The organism is Streptomyces sp. TRD_SC_5 (genome assembly GCF_056836825.1).
In genome coordinates this window covers 654,603-675,215 of sequence record NZ_JBWZZS010000001.1, presented here as the reverse complement: position 1 = coordinate 675,215, position 20,613 = coordinate 654,603, and the positions used below count along the sequence as shown (strand labels likewise).

The following is a 20,613-nucleotide window of genomic DNA, read 5'->3' as shown; positions in this document are numbered from 1 at the left end:
CCCCGGGGACGGGGCCGTACCGCACCGCGCCCGCAGGGCCGCCCCGCACCCCCCAGCCTGTCCGGCGTTTGAGGACCGGGGTGTGGGGCGGAGCCCCGCCTTCGGGAAGGGGCGGGGTGGGGAAAGGCCCCGCAGGGGGCCGGCGCCGCACCCGCACCCGCACCGGCGCCGCGCCGCCCCCGCGGCGCTAGCCGTGCCAGGAGCGCCAGAGTGCGGCGTACGCGCCGTCCGCCGCCACCAGTTCGTCGTGGCTGCCCAGTTCGCTGATCCGGCCCTCCTCGACCACCGCGATCACATCCGCGTCGTGCGCGGTGTGCAGCCGGTGCGCGATCGCCACGACCGTACGGCCGTCGAGCACCCGCGCCAGCGAGCGCTCCAGATGGCGCGCCGCCCGTGGGTCCAGCAGCGACGTCGCCTCGTCCAGCACCAGCGTGTGCGGGTCGGCGAGCACCAGGCGGGCCAGCGCGATCTGCTGCGCCTGCGCCGGGGTGAGCGCCTGGCCGCCCGAGCCGACCTCGGTGTCGAGGTCGTCGTCCAGCGCCCGCGCCCAGCCGTCCGCGTCGACCGCACCGAGCGCCGCCCACAGCTCCGCGTCGTCCGCGCCCGTGCGGGCCAGCAGCAGGTTGTCGCGCAGGGACCCCACGAAGACGTGGTGCTCCTGGTTGACCAGCGCCACGTGCGCGCGCACCCGCTCGGCCGGCATCCGTGACAACTCGGCCCCGCCCAACGTCACTTCGCCCGTACGCGGCGCATAGATCCCCGCGAGCAACCGCCCCAGCGTGGACTTGCCGGCGCCCGAAGGGCCGACCAGAGCCATCCGAGTGCCCGGCGCGACGTCCAGCGTCACCTTGTGCAGTACGTCGACGTCCGCCCGGTACCCGAAGTGCACCGCGTCGGCCCGTACCGCTCGCCCGTCGGGTGTGACCGCTGCGTCACCGGCGTCCGGCTCGATCTCCCGTACGCCGACGAGCCGGGCCAGCGACACCTGGGCGACCTGGAGTTCGTCGTACCAGCGCAGGATGAGGTTGACCGGGTCGACCAGCATCTGCGCGAGCAGGGCGCCCGTCGTCAGCTGGCCGACGCTGATCCAGCCCTCCAGGACGAAGACGCCGCCGATCACCAGCACCGAGCACAGGATCGTCATGTGCGTGACGCTGATGACGGGGAAGAGCACCGACCGCAGCCACAGCGTGTACCGCTCCCACGCCGTCCACTCCCTGATCCGCTGCTCGGACAGGGCCACCCGGCGGCCGCCGAGGCGGTGCGCCTCGATGGTCCGCCCCGCGTCCACCGTCTCGGCGAGCATCGCGGCGACCGCCGCGTAGCCCGCCGCCTCCGAGCGGTACGCCGACGGCGCCCGCCTGAAGTACCAGCGGCAGCCGATGACGAGAACGGGCACAGCCACCAGAACCGCCAGCGCCAGCGGCGGCGCGGTGACGGTCAGGCCACCGATCAGCAGCCCGGCCCACACCACACCGATGGCGAGCTGCGGCACGGCCTCGCGCATCGCGTTCGCCAGCCGGTCGATGTCGGTCGTGATGCGCGACAGCAGATCACCCGTGCCCGCCCGCTCCAGTACGCCCGGTGGCAGGCCGACCGACCGTACGAGGAAGTCCTCGCGCAGGTCGGCCAGCATCTCCTCGCCGAGCATCGCGGCCCGCAGCCGCATCTGGCGCGTGAAGAGCGTCTGGACGAGCAGGGCCGCCGCGAAGACCGCGGCGGTGCGCTCCAGATGGAGTTCGCGCGCCCCGGCCGCCAAGTCCTCGACGAGCGAGCCCAGGAGGTAGGGGCCCGCCATCGAGGCGATGACGGCCAGCGCGTTGAACGACACGAGGACGGCGAACGCCCTGCGGTGCCGTCTCATCAGCTCGCGCACATACGTCCGTACGGTCGCCGGACTGCCGACGGGCAGGGTCGTCGCCGACTCCGGTGCCGCCGGGTCGTACGCCGGTGGCGCGACGCCGATCATGCCGATTCCTCGATTTCTTCCAGTACGGGTACGTCGGCCTGTTCCATGGCCCGCGTGACCGCGGCGCTCTCGGCGTCCGTCTCGCGGGTGACGACCGCGCGGTACCGCGGGTCGGTGTGCAGCAGTTCGCGGTGCACGCCGACCGCGGCGACCTCGCCCTCGTCGACGAGCACCACCCGGTCGGCCTGGTCGAGCACCAGCGGCGACGACGCGAAGACGACGGTCGTACGTCCCGTACGCAGCCGCTTCACGCCCGCCGCGACCCGCGCCTCGGTGTGCGAGTCGACGGCCGAGGTCGGCTCGTCAAGGACGAGCACCTCCGGGTCGGTCACCAGCGAGCGCGCCAGCGCCAGGCGCTGACGCTGGCCGCCGGAGAGCGAGCGCCCGCGCTCGGTGATCCGGGTGTGCATGGGGTCGTCCGAGCGGTCCGCCGAAGCCTGGGCGAGAGCCGCCAGTACGTCGTCGCACTGGGCCGCGTCCAGCGCGTCCGCCGCCGCCACGTTCCCCGAAGCCGGTACGTCGAGCAGCTCGCTGAGCGTGCCGGAGAGCAGCACAGGGTCCTTGTCCTGGACGAGCACCGCACCGCGCGCGGTGATCAGCGGGAGGTCGTCGAGCGCCGCTCCGCCGAGCAGTGCCGAAGGCGGCGCCGTGTCCCCGGTGGCGGTGTCCGAGGTGGCGTGGCCGCCGAGGCGCTCCGCGAGCCGCCCCGCCAGGTCGGGGTCACCGCACACGACGGCGGTGAACCGGCCCGCGGGTGCGAGCAGTCCGGTGGCCGGGTCGTACAGGTCGCCGGCCGGTGTCTCCTCTTCGGCGGAAGGAGCCGAGTCGCCCGCCGCGTACGCCGTGCGCTCCAGCGACAGCACCCGCGCGGCCCGCTTGGCCGAGGGCCGCGAGAAGGAGTACGCCATGGCGATCTCCTCGAAGTGCCGCAGCGGGTAGAGCAGGAGTGTGACCGCGCTGTAGACGGTGACCAGTTCGCCGACCGTGATCCGTCCGTCGAGGGTGAGCTTCGCCCCGTACAGCACGACGGTGATCAGCAGCAGGCCGGGCAGCAGCACCTGGACCGCCGAGATGAGCGCCCACATCCGGGCGCTGCGCACGGCCGCCTTGCGCACCTCCTGCGAGGCCTTGCGGTAGCGGCCGAGGAACAGCTCCTCGCCGCCGATACCGCGCAGTACGCGAAGGCCCGCGACGGTGTCGGAAGCAAGCTCGGTGGCCTTGCCGGCCATCTCGCGCTGGGCGTCGGCCCGCCGGGTCGCCTTCGGCAGCAACGGCAGGACGGACAGGGCCAGTACGGGCACCCCGATCGCCACGACGATGCCCAGCGCCGGCTGGTAGACCACCAGCCCCACGCACACGAGGACGAGGGTGAGAGCGGCGGCGGCGAAGCGCGACAGCGCCTCGACGAACCAGCCGATCTTCTCGACGTCGCCGGTGGACACGGCGACGACCTCGCCCGCCGCGACCCTGCGGGTCAGCGCCGAGCCGAGCTCCGCGGTCTTGCGGGCGAGCAGCTGCTGCACCCGGGCGGCCGCGGTGATCCAGTTGGTGACGGCGGTCCTGTGCAGCATGGTGTCGCCGAGGGCGACGGCCACGCCCAGCAGGGCGATCAGCCCGGCGGCGAGCGCCAGCCCGCTGCCGGACCGGTCGATCACAGCCTGTACGGAGAGCCCCACGCCCAGCGGCAGGCCGGCGACGCCGCACTGGTGCAGGAGCCCCCACGAGAGCGACTTGAGCTGCCCCCCGAGCTGGTTCCGCCCGAGCCAGTAGAGGAATCGGGGCCCGGACCGGACGTCGGGGACGCCCGGATCGGGATACGGAAGATCGCGAATCTGCATGACGTCCCACGGCTCGGTGTACTGGCTGAAACCGTGCAAGGTTCGCGTTTTCCCCCGGCGAAGGCAATCGATTTATGGGCGCCGGGACACAGAACACGCCAAGATCGAACATCCGGCTCTGGCGCTCCGAGCCGTCCCACGCTTCACTCCTCACGCATGAGACGACCAAAAGTCATGTGCATGCTCGCGGGACTGGCCCTGGTGGCCGGGTCCGTGTTCGGGGCCGGTCAGGCCGGAGCGGCCACCGCCGCAGCCGGGCCGCCCGCCGAATTCGGCCGCGACTGGCACGATCCCGTCACCGCGGCGCCGCCCGTCGCCGCTCCCGGCACGCGGTCCTGCCAAGTCACCGTCGCACGGGCCCAGTTCCGCGACTTCACGCCGTACAGAGGCGGATACGCGCCCCCGAAGGACTGCGGCCGCCGTTGGAGCAAGGTGGTGCTCCGCCTCGAAGGCAAGGTCGCGGGACGGCAGTACGACCGCCTCGGCTACCTGCACATCGGCGGCGTCGAGGTACTGCGCACTTCCACCCCGCAACCCTCTCCCGAAGGCATCGCCTGGTCCGTGGAGAAGGACGTCACGCGCTACAGCGACACCCTGCGCCGCGAACAGCCCGTCGAGATGCTCATCGGCAATGTCGTCAACGAGACGTACACCGGCGTCATCGACGTCAGGGCGACCCTGACCTTCTACGCAGCCGAAGGCCGCACCGCGCCGGCCGCCACCACCCCGGACCGTGTCCTCACCCTCGACGGCGGGGACCGGCTCACCACCCCGCGCAACTCCGAACGCGTCCTCGCCGAGGTGTACGCGACGGGCTCGGGCGGCGGCTGTGAGGAGTACTGGTACCTGTCCGTCCCCGAGGAGGCGCCGTACTCCTGCAAGACGCCGGACGGCCCCTACCGCGAGGTGCAGATCAAGGTCGACGGACAACTGGCGGGAATCGCCGCACCGTTCCCGACCGTCTGGACGGGCGGCTGGTCCAACCCCTTCCTCTGGTACGTGATCCCCGGCCCCCGCGCCTTCGACATCAAGCCCATCCAGTACGACCTGACCCCCTTCGCCGGCAGGCTCAACGACGGCCGGCCGCACCGCGTGGAGGTCTCGGTCGTCGGTGTTCCGCAGGGGCAGACCGGCTGGAGCACGCCCGTCAATGTGCTGGTGTGGCAGGACAAGGGCAGTGAGGTCGTCACGGGTGCGCTGACCCGGCACGACAACGGCGCCCCCGCGAACTCCTCGACGTACACAGCGGGTTCGGAGCACCGCCTCGACACCGAGGGCGGCCACCGGCTCACGCTCTCCGGCCATCTGAACACCTCGCACGGGCGGGTCGTCACGTCCGTCCACCGCACGCTCGCCCACACCTCGGTCCACCGCTGGACCGACGGCGGGACCGGCAACACCGACGCGCTCAAGGGCACGTGGACGGACAACGAGACCGTCACCGCCGACGGGCGCGGCCCGGCCACCACCGTGCGCGCCCACCGCACGTACACCATGGACGGCGCGACGACACTGACGTTCGGCGCCGCCGGCGACCGGCTGCGCACCGTGCTCTCGCTCGGCGACCGCGCCGACACCGCCACGGTGCGGGGCGGAAAGCGGGTGTCCTGGTCGCGGTTCGACGACGCGTACGAGGGCGACGCCACGTACACCGCGAACGTCCCGCGTGAGGAGCGGCACGCGGTCGGCACGTCGAGTGAGCGCTACCGGTTGTACGGAACGGCGGGCTGCTACGACCGGAGCCTGAAGACGGCGCAGGGGACGGTGACGGAGGACCGGCTGCGCTGCTGACGGAAATTACCCACAGGTATGTAGTGACTTCGTTCGCGGGCGGCAGTAGAACCTGTTTCCGTTCACCTCAAAGTGAGGAACGTCACATGGGTGACACTGTCGAGCGTGACGCCGGTTCCAGAGGCGTCTCGCGTCGTGGATTCATCGCTGGAACTGGTTCCATTCTGGGGGGCGTCGCGCTCGGTGGTCCGGCCGCCGCGGCTTCGGTGAAGGCCGCCCCCGCCGCCGCTCCCCTCGCCGCCGGGGCCCACGTCCCGGTCCTGGTGATCGGTACCGGATACGGCGGCTCCGTCGCCGCTCTGCGTCTCGCCCAGGCAGGCGTCGACGTACACATGGTCGAGATGGGCATGTCCTGGGACACCCCAGGACCGGACGGCAGGATCTTCGCCAACACGACCAGGCCGGACTACCGCTCCTTCTGGCTCCGTACGAAGACCAAACAGCCCCTCAGCAACTTCCTTGGGTTTCCGCTCGACAAGGACATCCCCCGCCACACCGGGATCCTGGACGCCGAGGACTTCGGCGGCATCACGGTCTACCAGGGCCGCGGCGTCGGCGGGGGTTCGCTGGTCAACGGCGGGATGGCGGTCACCCCGAGGCGCGAGAACTTCGGCGCCGTCCTCCCGTCGGTGAACGCGGCCGAGATGTACGACGTCTACTACCCGCGCGCCAACGCCGGGCTCGGGGTCAGCCATGTCGACCCGGCCTGGTGGGAGGGCGCGGCCTGCTACCAGTACGCCAGGGTCGGCCGTAAGCACGCCCAGCGTTCCGGCTTCCCGTTCGTCTTCGTACCCAACGTGTACGACTGGGACTACATGAAGCAGGAGGCGGCCGGAGCCGTCCCCAAGTCGGCGCTGGAGGGCGAGGTCCTCTACGGCAACAACTACGGCAAGAAGTCGCTGCTGCAGACCTACCTCGCCCGCGCGAGGGCGACCGGCAAGGTCACCATCTCGCCGCTGCACAAGGTCACTTCGGTCGCCCCGGCGGCCGGCGGGGGCTACACGGTCGTCATCGAACGGATCAGCACCGGCGGTGACACCACGGCCACCACGAGCGTGACGGCGGACCGGGTGTTCTTCGCGGCCGGCAGCGTCGGCACCAGCAAGCTGCTGACCGAGCTCAAGGCCACCGGTGCGCTCCCCGGCCTCAACAACGAGGTCGGCAAGGGCTGGGGCGACAACGGCAACGTCATGTGCGGCCGCGCCAACCACATGTGGGACGCGACGGGCAAGCTCCAGTCGTCCATGCCCACGGCCGGCATCGACAACTGGGCGGCAGGTGGAGCCTTCGCAGAGGTGGCGCCGCTGCCCACCGGGATCGAGACCTACGCCTCGTTCTATCTGTCGATCACCAAGAACCCGCACCGCGCCGAGTTCTCCTGGAACCCGGCGACGGGGAAGGCCGGCCTGAACTGGCAGACCGCCTGGAAGCAACCGTCCATCGACGCCGCCAGGACGATCTTCGACAAGATCAACGCGAAGGAGGGGACCATCTACCGGACCGACCTCTTCGGCGCGTACAAGATCTGGGGCGACCACCTCACGTACCACCCGCTCGGCGGCGCGGTGCTGAACAAGGCCACCGACAACTACGGCCGTCTCCACGGCCACCCGGGCCTGTACGTCATCGACGGCTCGCTGATCCCCGGCAACGCCAGTGTCAACCCGTTCGTCACCATCACGGCGCTCGCCGAACGCAACATCGAAAAGATCATCGCTGCCGACCTGCGGCGATGACCTGCCGGGGCCGGCCGGACTCACCGAGCGGCCCCGGACCCACCTCAGTGACCCGGCAGCACACACACCGTGTCGAGGCCCAGTACGTGGTTGAGCCGGCCGAAGGCCAGCCAGGAGCCGATGCTCATGCTCAGCTCCACGATCTCGAGCTGGCTGTAGTACGCCGTCATCCGCGTCCAGAACTCGTCGTCCAGGCCGTGGTGATCCAGGGCGTACCGCTCGGCGTACTCGGCGGCCAGGCGGGTGCGGTCGTCGAAGGTGTCGGTGGTGCGCCACCGCGTCACCGCCTCGGCGAACTCCTCCTCGACCTTCCGGCCGTCCCGCTCGGTCCGCCAGTCGAGGCAGAAGGCGCACCCGTTGATCTGCGCGATCCGCAGCCGCGCGGCCTCGAACTCGCGCAGTCCCAGGGTTGTATGGGCGTACACGGACAGCGAGAAATTCGAGGCGGCGATCCCGATACCGGGGACCATCTCGCCCCACACGTACTCGATCGCGTTCTTGCGCTCGGGGATGTCGATCCTCATCGTTGGCTCCTTCCGAGCTTGCCGACCGCGGGGCGCAGGGGGACGTCGAGCGCGTCGTAGAGGCCGGGCTTCGCGTCCACGAGCCAGTCGATGGCGCCCACCAGCCGGCCCACGGCGGTGGCGTTCCCGCCCGCCGACCGGTTCTCGCCCTCGTCGGTGGCCTCGACCGTGACCTCGATGCGGGGGCGGCCCTCGATGACGACCCGGTGCGCCCCGGCGCCGTCGGGCGGCGTCGGCCAGTCGGGTGCGCAGGACGGGTGGATGCGGGTGACGTGCTCGATGACGATGCGCGGCTCGCCCGCGACGATGCCCTGCACCTCGAACCGCACCGCGCCCTGGGTGCCGGCCTCGAACTCGCCCATGGCTCTCGTGGTCACCGTGGCGTCGAGCGGTCGCCGGGCCATGGTCTCGCGGATCTCGTCGAGTTCGACGCCGAGCGCCCTGGCCATCAGCCGTATCTGCCCGCCCCACACCATCGTCGGGACCGTCGGTGCGAGCATGAGCGGCTCGTAGTCCATCGGATGGCCCATGCCGACGAGGTGGCGGACCGAGTCCGGCTGGTCGTAGGTGGAGTAGTCGAAGATCTCCTGGCAGCGGATCACGTCCACGGTGGTGCCGAGCCCGCTGATCAGCAGCGGCAGTACGTCGTTGCCCCAGCCGGGGTCGACACCCGAGACGAACAGCGAGCCGCCGCCCTCCGCGACGGCGGCCAGCACGGGTTCGCGCAGCTCCGGCGGGGCGCCCACCCGGTCGTAGAGCGCGTACATCGATGGCGTGACCACCACGGCTCCGGCCCGGATCGCCCTGATGATGTCCGCGAGGGCCTCGTCGGGGCGGAGGTCGCCGGACGCCGCGTACACCACGGCGTCGGGCCGCGTGGCCAGTACGGCGTCGATGTCGTCCGTGGCCGCGATGCCCAAATCCCGGCCGAGCCCGGCGAGTTCACCGGCGTCGCGGCCGGCCTTGGCGGGGTTGTGTACGAGAACGGCCGCGAGCTTCAGCGCCGGATGGGCGTCGACGGCACGGACGGCCGCGCGGCCGACGTTGCCGGTGCCCCATACCACCGTGGAAATCATGCGGCGGAGGGTAGCGCGAGGGCCCTTCGGTTCCCAGAGGCGTGACGGGAAACAATGACGAGCCCGGGCCCGGGAACTGATGGTCCGTCACGTGGGCGGCCGCGTCACGCCTCCAGCTCCAGCAGTACGGACCGGTAGCCGCGGCCCGTCGCGCGCTCCATCCCGACCTCGCACATCCGGTTGGCGGAGAGGTACACGTCGTACTTACGCGCCCCGACCTCCGCGCCCTCCCGCGCCGCGGCCGACTCCGTCAGCTCCTTGTGCAGCATCCCGCGGTCCCCGGCGAACGCGCAGCAGCGTACGTCGTCCGGCACGACGACGTCCTCGGCGCACGCCTTCGCGACCGTACGCAGCTGCGCCTCGTCCCCCAAGTGCCGCATCCAGCACATGGGATGCAGGACGGCGCAGCCGGCCCTGCGCAGCACCGGCAGACGGGGCAGCAGCTCGTCGGCCGCCCGGACGACCGAATCGACGACGGTCAGCTCCGCGTGCAACTCCCGCGTGCCGCCGGCCAGGGCGTCCGGCACCCGGTCGGGCGCGGGGCCGTGCGGGCCTGCGGGGCGCAGCGATCCGGGCTCGGGCTCCAGCAGAGGCATCCGGGTCAGTCCCCTCGACTCAGCAGCGGCGCTCCGGCATCCCGTCGACCAGAGCGGACATCAGGCCTCCGAGCACCTCGCGCTGCTCGGCGGTCAATGGAGCCAGGATGTCCTCCGCGGCGTCGCGGCGCGCGCTGCGCAGGGCGCGGAGCGTGGCGCGGCCGGTGTCGGTGAGCTCGATCCTGATGACGCGGCGATTGGTGGGATCGGGCACGCGGCGCACCCGGCCGCTCGCCTCCAGGCCGTCGACGAGAGTGGTCACGGCGCGGGGGACCACGTCCAGGCGCTTGGCCAGGTCGGCCATGCGCGGCGGCGGCTCGTGGTGCAGGTCGTAGTGCGAAACGGTGCGCAGCAGGCGTGACTGGGCCGGTGTGATGCCGATCGGCTCCATCTGCTGACGCTGGATCCGGTGAAGCCGGCGCGTCAGCCGGAGAAGCTGCTCGGCGAGCAGGCCGTCGGCGTCTGAGGTGCTCATACCGGGAACAATATCAGGACCATACTCATTGTGAATACAGTCATTGTGAGTGTAGGTAACAATGCGCTAGGATCCCTGAATCCCGGCAGTCTCAACCCTCGCGAAGGAGCCCATGCATCCCGATCAACCGACGTGGACACCCCCGGCCCGCGATCCCGTCCAGCCGGAGGAGCCCGCGCAGGTGCGCCGCATCCTCAGGCTGTTCCGCCCCTACCGGGGCCGGCTGGCCGTCGTCGGGCTGCTCGTCGCAGCCTCGTCCCTCGTCGCCGTCGCCTCCCCGTTCATGCTCAGGGAGATCCTCGACACCGCCATCCCGCAGGGGCGCACGGGGCTGCTGAGCCTGCTCGCCCTCGGCATGATCCTGACCGCCGTGGTGACGAGCGTCTTCGGCGTACTCCAGACCCTGATCTCCACGACGGTCGGCCAGCGCGTCATGCACGACCTGCGCACCGCCGTCTACGCCCAGCTGCAGCGCATGCCGCTCGCCTTCTTCACCAGGACCCGCACCGGCGAGGTGCAGTCCCGTATCGCCAACGACATCGGCGGCATGCAGGCGACGGTGACCTCCACCGCCACCTCGCTCGTCTCGAACCTCACCTCGGTCGTGGCCACGGTCGTCGCCATGCTGGCGCTCGACTGGCGGCTGACGGTCGTCTCGCTGCTCCTGCTGCCGGTCTTCGTGTGGATCAGCCGCCGGGTCGGCCGCGAGCGCAAGAAGATCACCACGCAGCGGCAGAAACAGATGGCCTCCATGGCCGCCACCGTCACCGAGTCGCTGTCGGTCAGCGGCATCCTGCTCGGCCGCACCATGGGCCGCGCCGACTCCCTCACCAAGTCCTTCGCCGACGAGTCCGAGCGCCTCGTCGACCTGGAAGTGCGCTCCAACATGGCGGGGCGCTGGCGGATGTCCACCATCGGCATCGTCATGGCGGCCATGCCCGCCGTCATCTACTGGGCCGCCGGCCTGACCATGGCAACCGGCGGCGCGGCCGTCTCGCTCGGGACCCTCGTCGCCTTCGTCTCGCTCCAGCAGGGACTCTTCCGGCCGGCCGTGAGCCTCCTGTCGACCGGCGTGCAGATGCAGGCCTCGCTCGCGCTCTTCCAGCGGATCTTCGAGTACCTCGACCTGCCGGTGGACATCACCGAGCCCGAGAAGCCGGTCCGGCTGGAGAAGATCCGCGGCGAAGTGCGCTTCGAGGACGTGCACTTCACGTACGACGAGACGAGCGGCCAGACCCTCACCGGCATCGACATCACGGTCCCGGCGGGCGGCAGCCTGGCCGTCGTCGGACCCACGGGCTCCGGCAAGAGCACGCTCAGCTACCTGGTGCCCCGGCTGTACGACGTGACGGACGGCGGCGTCACCCTCGACGGGATCGACGTACGCGACCTGGACTTCGACACACTGGCCCGCGCCGTCGGCGTGGTCTCCCAGGAGACGTACCTCTTTCACGCCTCCGTCGCCGAGAACCTGCGCTTCGCCAAGCCGGACGCGACCGACGAGGAGCTGCGCGCGGCCGCCCGCACGGCGCAGATCCACGACCACATCGCCTCACTGCCCGACGGGTACGACACCCTGGTCGGCGAGCGCGGATACCGCTTCTCCGGCGGCGAGAAGCAGCGGCTGGCGATCGCCCGGACCATCCTGCGCGACCCGCCCGTCCTCATCCTCGACGAGGCGACGAGCGCGCTCGACACCCGTACCGAACACGCCGTGCAACGAGCCATCGACGCGCTCTCGGCGGGCCGTACGACCATCACCATCGCGCACCGGCTCTCCACGGTCAGGGACGCCGATCAGATCGTCGTCCTCGACGCCGGCAAGACCGTCGAGCGCGGCACGCACGAGCAACTGCTCGCACAGGACGGCCGGTACGCGGCCCTGGTGCGCAGGGACGCCCGGCTGTCGCCCACAGCCTGAAGGTCCGCGGCGGAGACGCGGCAGCGCCGCCCGTCCCCTGGGACGGGGGAGGGGCGGCGCCGGGCGAGACCTCGGTCAGACCAGCCAGCCCAGGAAGTGGAAGGCGCCGGCGAGAAGGTCGGTGATGAGGTTCATGAGCGTGGGTTCTCCTTGTACTTCGTGCTTTTCGGGACGGCGCGGTCGCGGTCTGCAGCCCGTCGCTCGCGCACCGTAAGCATCCTGCCTCCCAAGCGGACCGGGCAATGGAATGCGGTACGACCACGCGTTCGGGCGAACATCCGCTCCCGTGTTCGTGTGTTCGCGCCGCCCGGGCGGACAGATTGCTGCTCCCGGGTCCCCGGAACGGCGAGCACGGCAGGTTAGCGTGCCCGCATGGAGAACGAGTCCGCGCAGAAACGGCCCGCTGGCAGCCGCCGTCTGACGCGCCGCGGCCGGATGCTGTTGATCGCGGGCGTCGCCGCCGCGATGGCGACCGCCGCGGTCCTGGTGCCCCTGCTGCTGCTCAAGGAGGAGGAGGCGCGCGAGCCCCGGACCCTTCTGGTCCCGGAGGGATGGCGGTCCTCCCAGGTGTACGCCGCTGTCGACAAAGCGCTCGGCGTCGCTCCGAGAACCACCGAGAAGGTGGCAAGGGAGGCGCAGCTGAAACTGCCGGGCGTGGCCAGGGGAAACCCCGAGGGCTTCCTCTTCCCGGCCACTTACCCCGTCGGCGAGAAGACGACCCCGGCGAGTCTGCTCTCGTACATGGTCAACACGGCAGGCAAGAACTTCGGGGCCACGCCCTCGGCCTACCGGAACGTCGTCATCGCCAGCATCGTGCAGGCCGAGGCCGACACGGCCCAGGACATGGGGAAGGTCGCGCGCGTCATCGACAACCGGCTGGCGCGTGGCATGCCGCTCCAGATGGACTCGACGCTCAACTACGCCCTGAAGCGCTCGACCCTCGACACCACGCACGCGGACACGAAGATCAACACCCCGTACAACACGTACGCGCGCGTCGGCCTGCCGCCCACGCCGATCGGCAACCCGGGCCGGCAGGCGATGGACGCGACGCTGAAGCCGCCGCCGGGGGAGTGGCTGTACTTCGTCACGGTCGCACCCGGGGACACCCGCTTCACCGCCAGCTACGCCGAACAGCGCGAGAACGTCGAGGAGTTCAACGCGAACCGCAGGGGCGTGAGCAAGAACGGCGGCTGACGCCTTCAGCCACCGACCGCGACCGGCTCGCTCTCCGCCCGCCGCTCCAGCAGCCGCATGATCCCGCGCACGGCCGCCCGCCCCGCCCGGTTGGCCCCGATGGTGCTGGCCGAGGGCCCGTAGCCCACCAGATGGATCCGCTCGTCGTGCGTCGCCCGCGTGCCCTCCACGCGGATGCCGCCGCCTCGCTCACGCAGCTTGAGCGGCGCCAGGTGGTCGGTCACGGCACGGAATCCGGTGGCCCACAGGATGACGTCGGCGTCGACCGTACGCCCGTCGGCCCAGGACACCCCGTTCGGCGTAATCCTGTCGAACATCGGCAGCCGGTCCAGCACACCCGCCGCGCGCGCCCGTGCGACGGCCTCGGTCACGGGCAGCCCGGTCACCGACACGACGCTCTGCGGCGGCAGCCCGCGCCGTACCCGCTCGTCGACGAGCGCGACCGCCACGCGCCCCTGCTCCTCGCCGAAAGGGCCGTCACGGAAGACCGGCGGCCGCCGCGTCACCCAGACGGTCCGCGCCGCGACGCCGGCGATCTCCATCAGATGCTGTACGCCGGAGGTCCCGCCGCCCACGACGACCACCCGCTGTCCGGCGAACTCCTGCGGCCCCGGGTAGTTCGCGGTGTGCAACTGCCGCCCGCGGAACGTCTCCTGGCCGGGGTAGCGGGGCCAGAACGGCCGGTCCCAGGTGCCAGTGGCGTTGATCAGCGCGCGCGCCGACCAGGCCCCCTCCGACGTCTCGACGAGCAGCCGCCCGCCCTCGCCCTCACGCACCGCGGACACACGGACGGGCCGGTGCACACCCAGACCGAAGGTCCGCTCGTACGCCGCGAAGTACTCCCCGACGACCTCGGAGGAGGGCCGGCCCTCGTCGGCGCCGGTCAGCTCCATGCCCGGCAGCGCGTGCATGCCGTGCACCTTGCCGTACGTCAGCGTGGGCCACCGGAACTGCCACGCGCCGCCCGGCCGCGGGGAGTGGTCGAGCACGACGAAGTCCCGGCCGGGCTCCAGTCCGGCGCGGCGCAGGTGGTACGCACTGGACAGCCCGGCCTGCCCGGCACCGATGACCACCACGTCCACGTCCCGCACGCCAATATTGTTCATGTTTCTACTAACAGGCCGGAGGGTGCGGATCTTCCCCGGACCTTCCGCCCCACGTAATCCCCGGCGATGTGGGTACGGTGCCGGAATGACCACCGTCGATTACGTGTACCGGGTGGACGCACCCGCGGGAAGCGCCGGCTGGCGCCCCCTCGGTGCCCGCTACCGGGGCACCATCACCACCGCCACACTGCCCGAGGACGCCGAATTCGTGGCGGCGGTGGTGGTGCGTGACCTTGCGACGGAGTGGGACCACGAGGGCTCGGGCGTCCACCACGTACGCATCTGCGTATGGCGCGACATGGAGGGCGTGGGCCCGGAGGACGCCGAATGCACGGTGGAGGTCCAGCCGGACCTGGACACTCTGCCGGGCGCGTAGGCGCGTGCATGATGGAGGCATGTCCGACGCCTTCACCACCCGCATCCTGAACGTCACCACCGGCACGGACGAGACCGTGGCCGACCTGACCCACGACTGCGAGCAGTTCCTCCAGCAGGCGGCACGGGGCAGGGACGGCCTGCTCAACGTCTTCGTCCCGCACGCCACGGCCGGCATCGCGATCCTCGAGACGGGCGCCGGCAGCGACAGCGACCTCCTCGCGGCGCTGCACACCCTGCTCCCGGCCGACGACCGCTGGCAACACCGCCACGGCACCCCCGGCCACGGCCGCGACCACGTACTCCCGGCCCTGGTACCCCCGCACGCGACCCTGCCGGTGATCGGCGGCCGCCTGGAACTGGGCACCTGGCAGTCCGTCTGCCTGGTCGACACCAATATGGATAATCCCAACCGTCAGGTGCGGCTGAGTTTCCTGGGCTGATCGAGGTCAAGATCGTCCTGGGGGTGGCCGCCGATTCTCCTTACGCTGCGTGCGGAACAGGAGAAGGCATCGACGAACCATCGGATGAATCTTCGCCATGGGGCTCGTTCACCTCTGCCGGCCCCGCCCCGGCACGAGTGCCCCGCCAGGGAAGGACGCACCATGGAAGCCGGGAACCACGCGCTGATGCTGACCTACACGGAACCGGCCGCGGTCTGGGCGGAGGCGCTGCCTGTCGGGAACGGCCGGCTCGGTGCCATGGTCCGCGGCGGGCACACGGTCGAGCGTGTCCACCTGAACGAGGACACGTTCTGGTCCGGGCCCGGTGACACCCTCGTGCCCAAAGTTCCGGATGGCCTCCTTGAGGGTGTACGTCACCACATCCGCACGGGCCGACACGTCGCTGCCGGCCTGGAGCTGCGGGCCACCCAGGGCGCCGACGCGGAGGCGTTCCAGCCTGTCGGCGACCTGGAGCTGGAGTTCGTCGGATCATTCGCGGGGGCCAAGTCGTATCGCCGTTCCCTCCACCTGCGCGACGGGATCGCGCGGGTGGAGCGGACCGCCGCCGGGCACCTCGTGCGGCAGGAGGTGATCGCCTCCGTGGGGCACCAGGTGATCGCGGTGCGGCTGGAGACGGATGCCCCGGAGGGCCTCGCGGTGGACCTGCGGCTGTCCACCCCGCAGCGCCGTTCCGAGGTCCGCCCCGAGGGGGGTGGGCTGGCGCTGCTGCTCGCCGCGCCGCGCCACGTGGTGCCTTGGCCCCGCCGGGACGGCGTCACCTCCGAGGACGACGGGGTACGTTCGATGCGAGCCGCAGCGCTGCTACGGGTGTCCGTCGAGGGCGGCGCGGCGCGCGTCGGGAACGGGGATGCGGCCGGGTCGGGGGACCGGAGGGTGTCGGCCCCCGTAGTCGCGGTGCGTGGTGCGTCGGCGGTGACGGCCTTCGTCGCGATCCGCACCGGTTTCGCCGGCTGGGACTCCGCTCCGAGGCGGGCGGCCGAGGAGTGCCTTCGCGACGCGGCGGCGGACCTCGCCGACGCCGTCGTGCTCGGTTGGCGTGAGCTGAGGACTCGTCATGTCGCCGCGCACCGTGCCCTGATGAATCGGGTCACCCTGCACCTGGGGAAGGACGGCGCCCCGTCGGAGCTGCCGGCCCCGGCGACCGACCAGCGGCTGGCCCGCCGCGCCGGCGGCGCCGACGACGAGGGGCTGTGCGTGCTGGCCTTCGCCCTGGGCCGCTACCTGCTGGTCTCCTCCTCCCGTCCGGGCACGCAGGCCGCCAACCTCCAGGGCATCTGGAACGACCACATCGTGCCGCCGTGGAACTGCCAGTACACGACCAACATCAACGTCGAGATGAACTACTGGCCGGCCGAGACCACGGCCCTGCCCGAGTGCCATGAGCCGCTCCTGGACCTGGTGGCCGATCTGGCCGTGGCCGGCCGCGCGGCGGCCCGGGGTCTGTACGGCGCGCGCGGCTGGACGTGCCACCACAACACCGACCTGTGGCGCATCGCCGTGCCCGTCGGCAAGGGTCTGGGCGATCCGAAGTGGTCGCAGTGGGCGCTGGCCGGGGCCTGGCTCACGACGCACCTGGCCGAGCGCTGGCGGTTCGGGCGCGACGTGGACTTTCTGACGCGGACCGCCTTCCCGGTGAGCGTGGAAGCGGCCCGTTTCGTCCTGGACCTGCTGGTGGAGGGTGGCGACGGGTACCTCGTCCCGTCCCCGTCGACCAGTCCGGAGAACGACTTCCTGACCGCCGAGGGCCCGGCCAGCGTGGTGGCCGGCAGCACGGCCGATGTGACGCTGGCCCGCGAGCTCTTCGACTTCGTGCTGGAGGCCGACCGCGAACTGGAAGCCGCCGGCGTCGCCCGCACCGGCCAGCACGCCGCCGCCGTCGAGGAGGTCCGCAAGGCCCTGTCGCGACTGGCGCCCCTGAGCGTCGGGGCGGACGGCCGGATCCTGGAGTGGCCGGGCGAACCGGATGAGACCGAGCCCCACCACCGTCACCTCTCCCACCTGATCGGCCTCTACCCCGGCCGGTCCCTGGCCGGTCCGGCACTGCGGAAGGCAGCCCGCCGGTCACTGGAGGGCCGGGGCGACGCCGGGACCGGATGGTCGATCGCATGGAAGATCGGCCTGTGGGCGCGCCTCGGTGACGGTGCGTCGGCGCACCGCCTGCTCGGCGAGTACCTGCGCCCGGTCGACCCCGATCCGGACGGCGACGCGTTCGCCGGCGGTGGCGGTGGAGGGGTGTACCGGTCGATGCTGTGTGCGCACCCGCCGTTCCAGATCGACGGCAACTTCGGTGTGACCGCGGCGATCGCGGAGATGCTGCTGCAGAGCCACACCGTGAACGGAGACGGATTGCCGGTGGTCGAGCTGCTGCCGGCCCTGCCCCCGCGCTGGCCGGAGGGGCGGGTGACCGGTCTGCGGGCGCGCGGCGCGATCCGCGTCGCGGAACTGGCCTGGTCCGGCGGTTCGGTGGTGTCGGCGACGGTCGAGGCGCTGGCCGACACGCGCGCCGAGGTCCGCTGGACGGGGTGCGACGGCACCCGGCACGCGCGCACGGTGGAACTCGCAGCCGGGCAGACCGCCGTACTGGAGTGAGCGGTGAACGGTCCCCTGCCGCGGTCGGCCGCCTCTCGTCGGCCGCAGGCGACTTCCGCGGTCCACCGGATCCACCGCCGCGGCAGCCACGTCGTCGTGGGCAGCTACCCGGTCGACGGAGGGACCTTCACCGTGCGGTTGCTCGGCCGGAACCAGGTCGGCCGGGGCGCACATCACCTCGCCCCTTTCACAGCGCCCACGACGCGCTCCCGGCCCGCACCGCCCAGCAGACTGTCCCCGTCTCCGGCCCTTGTCAGGTGGTGTCGCAGGTCCGGCCGCCCAGCGTGAATGCCGTCGGTTTCGCATTGCTTCCCGACCGGCTGCCGGTGAAGCCGAAGCTCACCGAGGCGCCGGGCGCCACCTGTGCGTTCCAGCTCAGGCTCGTCGCCGTCACCGCCGAACTCTCCTGAGCGGACTCGGCGTTCCACATTTGAGTGATTTTCTGGCCGTCGGCGAAGGACCAGCCGAGCCGCCAGCCGGCCCAGGCGCTCGCCCCCGTGTTGGTGAGCCGCACATCGGCCTGGAAGCCGCCCTGCCATTCATTCGTGATCCTGTACGTCACCGCGCAGGCGGCTGCCGGATCGCCGCCGCCGTCCGAGCCCGCCGAGTCGCCGTACAGGATGCCCCGCCCGTTGGTCGACACATACACCCGCCCGTACACCCGGGGGTCGCCGGTGATCGCCGCGCCCGTCCAACCCCACTGGTGGGCATCGTCATTGATACGGGTCCAGCTCACGCCCTGGTCGGTGGAGCGGAAGATCCCCCGTACCCCGCCGATCTTCGCGCTGGCGTAGAGGGTCTGGTACGACGCGCCGGGCGCCGCCTTGCCGAAGCCGATGGTGTCGGCCTGCTCCACACCGGACAGCTTGGCGAAGCTGCTCCCGCCGTCCGTGGAGTGCCACAGACCATACGCCCCCTTGCTGTCGCCTCCCGCCAGCCAGATGTCGCCCTTCGCGCCCGGCACGGCCTTGAAGCGGACGCTGCCTGTGGTGGGCAAGCCGCTGGAGGCTTTGGCGGTGAAGTTCGCGCCACCGTCCGAACTGGCGTAGAAAGTACCGGACTTGAAGCCGTAGAAGGCCTTCGGGTCGACCCGGTCCGACTCGACGGCGGCACCCTCGGGAATTCCGGTCGCGACGGTCCACGACGCGCCGGCCCCGGCCGCCGTCCGCACCCCCGTGCCCTCCGGACTCCACACGAACCGGCTGCCATCGGCCGCCGCGGCGACGGTGCCGCCGCCCGTCACCCCGGAAGGGTCCTGCCCGGCGGACCAACTGACGCCGTTGTCCGTGGAGAAGGCGATGTGCGGGCCCGAGTCCGTGTTGCCGACGCGCACCACGGTGTCCGGCTTCGACTCGGCGTAGTCCAGGCTGGTCGAGGTGGCGAAGTTCGGCGAGGTGAACATCATCGAGGGGACCTTGGTGACGTCGGTGTGCCGGAAGCCGCCGATGTCGCCGAGCGCGGAGAGCAGCGGCGCTCCGGACGGGGGAGCGGCGAGGTCGTTGACCGCGGTCTCCTCCAGGCCCTTCACCATCGGCTTGATGGTGAACTTGCCGCCGCTGTCCCACTGCCCGAGGTTCTCGGTCCCGTAGACCGTCGCGCCCGTCCCGTACATCATCCGGTCCGAGTCGAACGGATCGATCTCCAGGGCCTCCGTCATCCACCCCAGTTTCGGGGTCTGCTCGGGCGGCGAGGGGTTCGCGCCCCAGGTGAGCCAGGGCACGGACGACACGTCCAGGGTGTAGCGGTTCTCCCGGTCCGGGTACGAGGTGTGGTCCCAGGCCCGGGTCCAGGCGGCGCCGCTGTCGGTGGAACGGAAGATCTGGGTGTCCGGCCACCAGGAGCTGTAGCCCGTGACCATGACGGTGCCCGGACGCTGCCGGTCGACGCTCAGCCCGCTGAAGCCGAAGTGGGTGTCGGCCTCCGCGACCGGGCTGATGTCCTTCCACTCGCCGGTCCTCGTGGCGAACCGCCACACCTGGCCCTTGCCTCCGTCGTACGGGCCGCCCTTGTCGCTGTAGGCGAGATACAGGTATCCGTTCTCGGCGTCGAGGACCCCCTTGTGCGCCAGTTTGCCGGTCGGCTGGCCGGCCAGCCGGGACCAGGTGGCGCCCGCGTCGGTGGAACGGTAGACGGCGTTGTCCCGGTCGGCGACACCCACGTAGACCGTCCGGGTCGCCGAGCCGCGGGAGCCGGTGGACTCGTCGAACGTGACCCAGACGATGCCCTGGTTGTCGGAGGCGTAGCCGCTGGTGTCGGACGGATCCTCCCGGTAGTTGCCGACGTTCGGGAAGTTCGTCACCTGCGCCCAGCTCGCGCCCGAGTCGGTGGAGCGCCACAGCCCCTTGCCGCTGGGGGCGCCAAGGTAGAGCACACTGTTCTTGTGCGGGTCGACGGCCAGGCGCTCGCCCATGCCGCGACCCGGCATATTGCCGCCCAGCTTGAACGGGAGGTCGGCCTTGCGCCAGCTGGAGCCCCGGTCCGAAGAGCGCAGTACGGCTCCGTTGCCCGGGTCCCAGCTGTTCGTGTAGGTCCCCACAGCGGCGTACACCTTGCCGGGATCGACGGAGTCGGAGGCGAGGCTGACCACCCCGGTGTGGCCCCAGTCGTCCCAGCCGACCGAGTCGAGCAGAGGCGTCCAGGACTTGGCCGGCTCCTGCCAGCGGTAGGCGCCTCCGATGTCGGTGCGGGCGTACGCGAGGTTCCTCTCGGTCCGGTTGAAGACGATGCCGGGCACGAAGCCGCCGCCGTCGATCCGGACGTTCTTCCACGTGTAGGAGTCGGCGGCGGTCCCGGCCGGGGCGTCCTTGACGACGGCCGTGGTGGTTGGCGAGTCGGTGTGGGCGTGCGGCGGGGCGCCGGCGAGGGTTCCGGCTGCGAGGGCGAGCAGTGCCGGGAGCAGTCGCGCTCTGCCGGGGCGGGCCACGGGTGCGCGCAGGGATGTGCGCATGGGGGGTCC

14 protein-coding genes and 1 pseudogene are annotated in these 20,613 nt (G+C 71.5%); 7 read left to right on the top strand and 8 right to left on the bottom strand.

The window, feature by feature from the left end; translation table 11 throughout:
• Positions 1 to 187: 187 nt before the first annotated feature.
• Positions 188 to 1,969, bottom strand: coding sequence for an ABC transporter ATP-binding protein (locus AC1P0E_RS03145; RefSeq protein WP_482740615.1), 1,782 nt, complete (start codon positions 1,967 to 1,969; stop codon positions 188 to 190).
• On the bottom strand, positions 1,966 to 3,807 hold the full coding sequence (locus AC1P0E_RS03140; RefSeq protein WP_482745635.1) for an ABC transporter transmembrane domain-containing protein: 1,842 nt from the start codon (positions 3,805 to 3,807) through the stop codon (positions 1,966 to 1,968). Before AC1P0E_RS03140 ends, AC1P0E_RS03145 begins: the two co-directional genes overlap by 4 nt.
• A gap of 156 nt (positions 3,808 to 3,963) precedes the next feature.
• On the opposite strand from AC1P0E_RS03140, the gene AC1P0E_RS03135 reads away from it, so the two are divergent.
• Positions 3,964 to 5,598 carry a peptide-N4-asparagine amidase gene (locus AC1P0E_RS03135; protein WP_482740614.1) on the top strand — a complete coding sequence of 545 codons (1,635 nt, stop codon included), beginning with the start codon at positions 3,964 to 3,966 and terminating at the stop codon, positions 5,596 to 5,598.
• Between the two features lie 86 nt (positions 5,599 to 5,684).
• Positions 5,685 to 7,334, top strand: a complete 1,650-nt coding sequence (locus AC1P0E_RS03130) for a GMC oxidoreductase (RefSeq protein ID WP_482740613.1) — start codon at positions 5,685 to 5,687, stop codon at positions 7,332 to 7,334.
• Positions 7,335 to 7,378: 44 nt separating this feature from the next.
• On the opposite strand, the gene AC1P0E_RS03125 is transcribed toward AC1P0E_RS03130, so the two are convergent.
• The 4 genes and pseudogenes from AC1P0E_RS03125 to AC1P0E_RS03110 all read right to left on the bottom strand — a co-directional run bounded on the left by AC1P0E_RS03125 (position 7,379) and on the right by AC1P0E_RS03110 (position 10,005).
• Positions 7,379 to 7,858: a carboxymuconolactone decarboxylase family protein gene (locus AC1P0E_RS03125; protein ID WP_482740612.1), complete on the bottom strand. Its 480-nt coding sequence runs from the start codon at positions 7,856 to 7,858 to the stop codon at positions 7,379 to 7,381.
• A complete protein-coding gene (locus AC1P0E_RS03120) occupies positions 7,855 to 8,934 on the bottom strand; it encodes an NAD(P)H-dependent amine dehydrogenase family protein (protein WP_482740611.1) in 1,080 nt (359 codons plus the stop codon). The genes AC1P0E_RS03125 and AC1P0E_RS03120 overlap by 4 nt, the downstream gene beginning before the upstream one ends.
• A 104-nt stretch (positions 8,935 to 9,038) precedes the next feature.
• Positions 9,039 to 9,434 (bottom strand): annotated as a pseudogene (locus AC1P0E_RS03115) (FAD-binding oxidoreductase); the annotation flags it as partial.
• A 115-nt stretch (positions 9,435 to 9,549) separates the two neighbouring features.
• Positions 9,550 to 10,005 (bottom strand): MarR family winged helix-turn-helix transcriptional regulator, encoded by a 456-nt coding sequence (locus AC1P0E_RS03110; protein WP_482740610.1) that lies wholly within the window; start codon positions 10,003 to 10,005, stop codon positions 9,550 to 9,552.
• Between the two features lie 112 nt (positions 10,006 to 10,117).
• Between AC1P0E_RS03110 and AC1P0E_RS03105 the strand changes: the two genes are divergently transcribed.
• Positions 10,118 to 11,926 (top strand): ABC transporter ATP-binding protein, encoded by a 1,809-nt coding sequence (locus AC1P0E_RS03105; RefSeq protein WP_482740609.1) that lies wholly within the window; start codon positions 10,118 to 10,120, stop codon positions 11,924 to 11,926.
• Positions 11,927 to 12,298: 372 nt separating this feature from the next.
• Positions 12,299 to 13,123, top strand: a complete 825-nt coding sequence (gene mltG / locus AC1P0E_RS03100) for an endolytic transglycosylase MltG (protein ID WP_482740608.1) — start codon at positions 12,299 to 12,301, stop codon at positions 13,121 to 13,123.
• 5 nt (positions 13,124 to 13,128) lie between these two features.
• On the opposite strand, the gene AC1P0E_RS03095 is transcribed toward mltG, so the two are convergent.
• Positions 13,129 to 14,214, bottom strand: a complete 1,086-nt coding sequence (locus AC1P0E_RS03095) for an FAD-dependent oxidoreductase (protein WP_482745634.1) — start codon at positions 14,212 to 14,214, stop codon at positions 13,129 to 13,131.
• A 100-nt stretch (positions 14,215 to 14,314) separates the two neighbouring features.
• Here AC1P0E_RS03095 and AC1P0E_RS03090 point away from each other — a divergent pair, with 100 nt between their 5' ends.
• From AC1P0E_RS03090 to AC1P0E_RS03080, 3 genes are all read left to right on the top strand, one after another.
• A complete protein-coding gene (locus AC1P0E_RS03090; protein ID WP_482740607.1) occupies positions 14,315 to 14,605 on the top strand; it encodes a hypothetical protein in 291 nt (96 codons plus the stop codon).
• Positions 14,606 to 14,624: 19 nt separating this feature from the next.
• Positions 14,625 to 15,047 carry a secondary thiamine-phosphate synthase enzyme YjbQ gene (locus tag AC1P0E_RS03085; protein ID WP_482740606.1) on the top strand — a complete coding sequence of 141 codons (423 nt, stop codon included), beginning with the start codon at positions 14,625 to 14,627 and terminating at the stop codon, positions 15,045 to 15,047.
• A gap of 162 nt (positions 15,048 to 15,209) precedes the next feature.
• Positions 15,210 to 17,657, top strand: coding sequence for a glycosyl hydrolase family 95 catalytic domain-containing protein (locus AC1P0E_RS03080; RefSeq protein WP_482740605.1), 2,448 nt, complete (start codon positions 15,210 to 15,212; stop codon positions 17,655 to 17,657).
• A 253-nt stretch (positions 17,658 to 17,910) separates the two neighbouring features.
• Here the strand turns inward: AC1P0E_RS03080 and AC1P0E_RS03075 are convergent, their stop codons facing one another.
• Entirely contained in the window at positions 17,911 to 20,604 is a 2,694-nt protein-coding gene (locus tag AC1P0E_RS03075; RefSeq protein WP_482740604.1) for a cellulose binding domain-containing protein, read from the bottom strand.
• Positions 20,605 to 20,613: the final 9 nt, after the last annotated feature.

Bases quoted from the DNA above. Each gene is read 5' to 3' on its own strand.
- mltG (WP_482740608.1), top strand. From the start codon at position 12,299: ATGGAGAACGAGTCCGCGCAGAAACGGCCCGCTGGCAGCCGCCGTCTG.
- AC1P0E_RS03145 (WP_482740615.1), bottom strand. From the start codon at position 1,969: ATGATCGGCGTCGCGCCACCGGCGTACGACCCGGCGGCACCGGAGTCG.
- AC1P0E_RS03130 (WP_482740613.1), top strand. From the start codon at position 5,685: ATGGGTGACACTGTCGAGCGTGACGCCGGTTCCAGAGGCGTCTCGCGT.
- AC1P0E_RS03120 (WP_482740611.1), bottom strand. From the start codon at position 8,934: ATGATTTCCACGGTGGTATGGGGCACCGGCAACGTCGGCCGCGCGGCC.
- AC1P0E_RS03135 (WP_482740614.1), top strand. From the start codon at position 3,964: ATGAGACGACCAAAAGTCATGTGCATGCTCGCGGGACTGGCCCTGGTG.
- AC1P0E_RS03110 (WP_482740610.1), bottom strand. From the start codon at position 10,005: ATGAGCACCTCAGACGCCGACGGCCTGCTCGCCGAGCAGCTTCTCCGG.
- AC1P0E_RS03090 (WP_482740607.1), top strand. From the start codon at position 14,315: ATGACCACCGTCGATTACGTGTACCGGGTGGACGCACCCGCGGGAAGC.
- AC1P0E_RS03085 (WP_482740606.1), top strand. From the start codon at position 14,625: ATGTCCGACGCCTTCACCACCCGCATCCTGAACGTCACCACCGGCACG.
- AC1P0E_RS03075 (WP_482740604.1), bottom strand. From the start codon at position 20,604: ATGCGCACATCCCTGCGCGCACCCGTGGCCCGCCCCGGCAGAGCGCGA.
- AC1P0E_RS03125 (WP_482740612.1), bottom strand. From the start codon at position 7,858: ATGAGGATCGACATCCCCGAGCGCAAGAACGCGATCGAGTACGTGTGG.
- AC1P0E_RS03140 (WP_482745635.1), bottom strand. From the start codon at position 3,807: ATGCAGATTCGCGATCTTCCGTATCCCGATCCGGGCGTCCCCGACGTC.
- AC1P0E_RS03080 (WP_482740605.1), top strand. From the start codon at position 15,210: ATGGAAGCCGGGAACCACGCGCTGATGCTGACCTACACGGAACCGGCC.
- AC1P0E_RS03105 (WP_482740609.1), top strand. From the start codon at position 10,118: ATGCATCCCGATCAACCGACGTGGACACCCCCGGCCCGCGATCCCGTC.